Here is a 6,000-nt window from a genome sequence, read left to right as displayed (position 1 = left end):
GTTGAGCGCTCGCTTGCCGCTCAATGGCAAGAGCTTGGGAGGCAGTATGCATTTGGGCCTGGCGCGCGCGCAGCTGCTTCCCCGCAGCGATGGATACCGCCGCTTCACTGGGTCACCAATTGACGCGCTGGTCTACCTCGTCGGGTTGAGCTGCCAGATCCCAATCCGGCTCGCCTTGCGCACCATCATCCACCGGCGCGTCGCAGCCCTCCCACAGCGGTGGCCCGCGTGCCGGGGTGATGTGCGGGGGGGCAGACTCCACCCCGATGTGGTTCAGGATGTGGCGGATTTCGGCGCTGTGGGTGATGAAGGCAATGATGCGCATCTGCCCACCGCACATGGGGCACAGCAGCGGAAATGCCTCGTAGATGCGGGCAATCAGCACCGCCCACAAGTAATGCGCCGCTCGCTTCGGGCGTGCTTCAGGTTCGGGTGTGGGTGTGGCCGCGTTGCCCGGCGCCGCCACCCCAGGTACGCCCGCGCCAGGTTGTGCAGTCTCCACCGTGGCTGGTTGCGACGCAGCAGGCTGAGCCAGCGCCGTTACCGCCGCTCTCAGCGGCGAGTTTGGTGCCAGCACACCAAAGTAGCGGTGCCGGTGGGTGCGTGGCGGTGGCACCAGCGCGGCGATGCGGTCGATCAGTTCCAGCGGTGTGAGGTGCAGCTCATCAACCTTGGCACCGCGCTTGTCGCTGGTGGGTTCGCTGCGCTGCTTGCCGCAGCGGTACACCAGTTTGCTTCCCTCTTTGCGTAGGCGCTCCATGGAAAACGGTGGACGCGCGCAATAGCGCAGCAGCCGCTCCAGCGCAGCGCGGTCGTGGGCTTCGATGCACACCCCCGCATCCACCGAGAAGCCGCTGTGTTTGTAGCCCAGCATGTCTTTGGCGTCACAGTTCTCCAGCAGGCCCCGAGCAACGAAGGCGCGCAGGATGCGTTTTTGCAGTGTGGTCTGCACTGGGGCCACGGTAGCCGCATCGATGCCGGTGGCCGCGTGAAAGATGACACCCGGCGATGAGATTCGAGGGGTCGCATCAGCATCGCCCTCGCCCTCCACTTCCTCAAACACCCCGTCCACCACACAAACGTGGAAGTGGACGTGTTCATTGAGGCTGGAGCCGAATCGGTGAATGAAGGCGATGGCACCGATGTGCAGGCCTGCCTTGTCCATATGGGCCGCACCGGGGCTGTGGGTCTGCAGAGTTTGTGCGATCACCCGCAGAAAGATGCGCAGCACCATGCTCAGCACCGCTCCGTCGCGCTGCATGAAGTAACGAAGCCGCTTGGGAACCGACAGCACCCACTGGCGCACCGGCAGGCGGGGGAATACGTGATCGTTCAGGTGCGCTGCTGTCTCCACCATGCGCCGGGTGGTGCACGAGGGGCAGACTCCCCGGCCTTTGCAGGAGAAAGCGACGAAGTAGTCGTGCCCACAGTCGCCGCAGCGAGCGCGGGCAAAGCCATGGGCAAAGATGCCGCACTCAAGATACTTGGCAAACGCTTTGCGCACGAAGGGCTTGGGGGTGTGGTGGTCGCCCTGGCCGTCGAACTGACCCGCGCTGGCCAACTCTAGCCAGGTCTCGTAGTGCTCGGCTACCGTTTGGTAGAGCAGCGTGCGTTCGGGGTGGCGTGGGTTGTAGAGCTTGGGCTTGGAAGTGGCTGACATGAATACTGTACAAATGCACAGTATTCTGCGGCGATTGTTTGGGTACGCAAAGCACAAGGCCCGAACCGTCGCCAGTTCGGGCCTTGGCAGGGTAGCTTGGCTGCGGACTTACTTGCGCGCAGGCGGCACATCCGTGCAGCTGCCATGCGCCACTTCCGCCGCCATGCCAATGGATTCGCCAAGGGTTGGATGCGGGTGGATGGTCTTGCCGATGTCCACTGCGTCGGCACCCATCTCGATAGCCAGCGCGATCTCTCCGATCATGTCGCCCGCGTGGGTGCCGACCATGCCACCGCCCAAGATCTTGCCGTGGCCCCGGCCAGCATGGCCGTCTCCTGATCCTGCTTCGGGGCTGTCGTCGAACAGCAGCTTGGTGAAGCCTTCGTCGCGCCCGTTGGCAATGGCACGGCCGGAGGCGGCCCAGGGGAACAGGCCTTTCTTGACCTTGACGCCCTGGGCCTTGGCCTGGTCTTCGGTGAGCCCCACCCAGGCCACTTCGGGGTCGGTGTAGGCCACGCTGGGGATGACGCGGGCGTTGAAGGCGGCAGCGGCCAGTTCCTTGTTGCCTTGCAGTTCACCGGCGATGACTTCGGCTGCCACATGCGCCTCGTGCACCGCCTTGTGCGCCAGCATGGGCTGGCCCACGATGTCGCCGATGGCGAAGATGTGCGGCACATTGGTGCGCATCTGGATGTCCACGTTGGGGTCTCCTCGTTTTCAGTGCAATAAGTGACGGTACGAAAAGCTAGCACTGGCGCGGAGGTGGTGTTGGTAGATCGTTGATTTCATTGACTTTCCTGTTCACTTTCAAATCTGCGATTCGTGGCGTCAAACCGTGGTCGGTTTCATCCATTGGTGCCAGTTATCGATGCATTTGGCCGCGAAGGCAGGATTTGGTCAGCATAGCGGTCAACCGGGAAGCGAAACACACCCCGCAAGTTGATGCTCTCCAGCTTGGTGGGCGCAATCTTCCCGATCAGTTCCGGTGGAATGACCTGGCGGCGGTTCGACCAGCGATCCAGGACCGCCTGCATCTGTGAGGTATTCCACGCCATCACGATGTTGGCCATCAGGCTCAACGCATCGGCCACAGCCTGCATTTCATCGACACGTTTGGCCTGCGCCGGGCTGATCCGGCCGGTATAAATGGCGCGCTTGAGGGCGTTAACAGCCTCGCCCCGATTGAGCACCCGGCGCAACTCGTTCCTGAAAGCGTCCTTGACAAAGTAGTCAGCCAAAAACGCCGTACGCAGCAACCGCCCCAATTGCACGCCAGCCTCATAGATTGGATCGCCCTGGGCGGCAGAACCGAACCGCGCAAGAGCTGCCACCGCACTGGCATGTCCGCTCATGACCGAGGCTGCCAGGTGCACCAGACTATCCCAATGCTTTTCGATCAAAGCGACGTCGACATTGGCTTCGCACACCGCAGCGATTTCTGCGGGCACTTTGGTGCCGCGTGGCACAAAGAGGTGGCGCTGTTTGAGTTCCTTCAACCGCGGGCAAAGATCAAAACCAAGCAAACGGGCATGTGACATGGCAAAGTGGGCAAAGATCAAAACCAAGCAAACGGGCATGTGACATGGCAAAGTCGGTGTAGCCATGGGTATCCACAGCAAGCTGGCTGACTTGGCAGCTACAGAGGGACGTGTCGTGGCGCAGGCTCGCGTAGTGCTTGGGGGTCGGGGCCTCGCTCAGACAGATCGTGCATTGGCGGGCAGGACCCGCCTGCCCGCCCTATCCGACATGTGTGGGAGGCCCCGATGTTCACCGAGCGTACGAGTGTCGGCCTGGATGTGCACGCCCTCTCGGTGCGTGCTGCTGGGTCGGACACCAGGACGGTCAGTTGTTCGAGAAGACGTTGACCCCGTCACCCGAGCACATCAGGGACTGGATCCGGCGGCGGCCGGGACCGGTCGCAGCGGCCTACGAGGCAGGACCTCCGCGTTCGGTCTGTACCGGGCGTCGACCGTAGCCGGCACTGGAGGAGTATTACGACAGGGGAACGCGGTGCCGTCCAGGGGGCGGGTGTCGTAGGCGGCGATCTGGGCGTCCAGGCTGGCGCAGATCCGGGAGACCTCGGACTTGGAGATCCCGCTGCCGACGCCTAGCGCGGCGACGAGGTCGTCGACCTTGGGGGTCGACACGCCGTGGACATAGGTCGCCATGATGACGGCGTGCAACGCCACGTCGACCCAACGGCGGGGCTCGAGCAGGGTAGGAAACGACCCGTGCGCAGCTGGGGATCCGGACGGTGAGGTCGCCGGTGGTCGTCGAGACGGTCCTGGGTCGGCTGCCGTTGCGCTGGTTGGTGCGGTCCTCGGTCCGCTCGTGGGGTGCCGCGCCGGACACCGAGGTGGCCTCGGCTTCGACGAGTGCCTGAAGCATGAGGCCGAGCATCTGACGCATCATGTCGCCCTCATCGGCGGCCCGCAGCATCTGGGTGAGCTCGAGCAGGGCAGACTGGTTCAGGGTCATGGCGTGAGTCCCGTTCTGCGAGTTGACTAGAGCCTTCTCGCAGAGCCTCACGCGATGGCCCGCCTAGTCTGGACGACACCCCGTACAGGGCCAGTTCGTGGTTGAGGCGGGCTGCTACTTCCACCACTCCTGTCACCCAAGCCTCACCGGATGCGGCGCCCTCCGTGGCGGAATCAGACAAGGATCGCGGCGGTAAAAGTCAACAATGATGCGACATGGGTGACAGCCTTAACGCGCATGGCCAAGTATCCCAGTCGGAATCTCGTGACGTTGCTCCTCAGCTAAGCCTGAGGACTCGCCGCACACCGCAGTTCGCGACCGCCAGGGCAGTTGACATCTTCGGTTTGAGAAGTTAACATTTTGAGAACGATCGGCGGGAGAAAAAGGGGTGTGCGCGAGCAACCTGTCCCAGAAGCGCATCTGGGCCCTAACTGAGCGTATCGACGGAACAACGCCCAAGAGGAGAGAGTTTGATGGCAGTGGAAAAGAAGAGCCGCGTGTACGCAGGGGCCGCGGATCCTGCGCTTCACGATTGGAAGCCCTTCCAGTGGGACGAGCCGGCGCTGGGTCGGGTTGAAACGCAGGGCGAAGTTGCGATCTTCCGACCGGAAGGGACAAGCGGCCGCTTGGTCGCTGGCTTCTGGCGATACCATGCAGGTGCTCCCGGCGCCAACCCAGACGGCTCGGGAACGGTACTATCGACGTCTCCCATGGGGGATGGTGTCTGGGTGATTCTCGACGGGTCGGCGACCGTCACCGCCAATCAAGCTGGAACGAGTCACCAGGTGGGTCCCAATTCGATCGTTCACGTTCCGAAGGGTGTCGAGCATACCTGGGATATTGCAGGACCGTACTTGAAGACATTCTGGGTCTCTTGGGATTGTGATAACCCCACCGGCGCCGATTTGAACGACATCTACATTGCAAGTACCAACGACAATCCGCATTCCGACGAATGGGTCACTTACGTTTTCAATGAGCCGCTTGAAGGCGAGTTGGTTTCCGGCGAGTACATTACCTTGTATCCCCAAGGGAGCAGCGGCACGTACTTCACTGCTCTGTGGCGAGTGGGTAAGGGCATTCCCGGTGGCGACGCTGATGGAACCTGTAGAGTTGGCTATACGTCCACCCTCGGAGATGAAACCATCTTGCTTCTCGAAGGCGAGGTTCACATCCGGGATGACTCGACAGGCGAAGAGTTCGAGTTCCGAGCAGGTGACCTCATCGCGCTACCTGCGGGAGATCACATTACGTGGACCGCAAAGGGGCCGTTTGTCAAGAAGTTCTCGGTGATCACTGGCGCGTCGCTGACCGCCTAGCCCTCGTGGCCGCCGGATATGCAAGGGTGACCTGCGGCGGCGCCTGTGTCACAATGCGACGGGAGATCCCAGCCTGGCTCGCCAAGGCTCTCGCCCTAAGCTTGAGCAACGCTCCCAAACCGAGCAGATTGTCGGTTAGGTCGCTGCGGTGGATCCGTGGTGTCAGAACATCTGACATCCGCCGGGCGGGCCGAGCACGCATCGGACTAGACCGTATGGAGTACCGCTCGGGGCTGCTGCGGGTTGTTGCGGGCCAGGGACCCACAAATGGGTCACGGACTAGGGGATGGCCTGCTCGGGCTTATCCAACGGTTATGGAACGCCCCGGTGTGAACCGAGCGTACGAGCGTTGGGCTCGACGTGCACGCACGATCCGTAGTAAGAGCGAGGCTATCGCGGTGGCCAGGATTTGCCGCCGGGTCGCCCACGCCAGTGTCTTGCGGGATCGGGTGTTGATTCGCTCCTCGACGCGTCGGAGGTCCGCGATGGGGTGGGCCCGCGGGTCGCTGCCCTTGGGGAAGAAGTACTGGCAAGCAGACCGTT

At 62.5% G+C, this 6,000-nt stretch carries 2 protein-coding genes and 4 pseudogenes; 2 read left to right on the top strand and 4 right to left on the bottom strand.

Translation table 11 applies throughout. The annotated features are described in order from the left end of the window. Positions 1-112 precede the first annotated feature (112 nt). The 3 genes and pseudogenes from J5X93_RS28020 to J5X93_RS28010 form a co-directional block, all read right to left on the bottom strand. On the bottom strand, positions 113-1,660 hold the full coding sequence (locus tag J5X93_RS28020) for an IS91-like element ISCR8/ISPps1 family transposase (RefSeq protein WP_076205821.1): 1,548 nt from the start codon (positions 1,658-1,660) through the stop codon (positions 113-115). A 108-nt stretch (positions 1,661-1,768) separates the two neighbouring features. Next, positions 1,769-2,374 (bottom strand): annotated as a pseudogene (locus J5X93_RS28015) (oxidoreductase dimerization domain-containing protein); the annotation flags it as partial. Between the two features lie 131 nt (positions 2,375-2,505). Continuing rightward, positions 2,506-3,292: pseudogene (locus J5X93_RS28010) on the bottom strand (Tn3 family transposase); the annotation flags it as partial. 131 nt (positions 3,293-3,423) lie between these two features. Here J5X93_RS28010 and J5X93_RS28705 point away from each other — a divergent pair. Further along, a pseudogene (locus J5X93_RS28705) lies at positions 3,424-3,640 on the top strand (hypothetical protein); the annotation flags it as partial. Between the two features lie 20 nt (positions 3,641-3,660). Here the strand turns inward: J5X93_RS28705 and J5X93_RS28000 are convergent. After that, positions 3,661-4,138 (bottom strand): annotated as a pseudogene (locus J5X93_RS28000) (transposase); the annotation flags it as partial. Positions 4,139-4,611: 473 nt separating this feature from the next. Here J5X93_RS28000 and J5X93_RS27995 point away from each other — a divergent pair. Then, positions 4,612-5,457 (top strand): cupin domain-containing protein, encoded by an 846-nt coding sequence (locus J5X93_RS27995; protein ID WP_250036162.1) that lies wholly within the window; start codon positions 4,612-4,614, stop codon positions 5,455-5,457. The last annotated feature ends 543 nt before the right edge of the window (positions 5,458-6,000 follow it).

The sequence above is a fragment of the Pseudomonas sp. BYT-1 genome, from assembly GCF_023611805.1.
In the GTDB taxonomy this organism is placed as follows: domain Bacteria; phylum Pseudomonadota; class Gammaproteobacteria; order Pseudomonadales; family Pseudomonadaceae; genus Aquipseudomonas; species Aquipseudomonas guariconensis.
The sequence above is the reverse complement of the archived record's forward strand: the minus strand, read 5'-3'. Positions and strand labels throughout refer to the sequence as shown.

Coding starts and splice junctions, on each gene's coding strand:
- J5X93_RS27995 (WP_250036162.1), top strand. CDS start 4,612: ATGGCAGTGGAAAAGAAGAGCCGCGTGTACGCAGGGGCCGCGGATCCT.
- J5X93_RS28020 (WP_076205821.1), bottom strand. CDS start 1,660: ATGTCAGCCACTTCCAAGCCCAAGCTCTACAACCCACGCCACCCCGAA.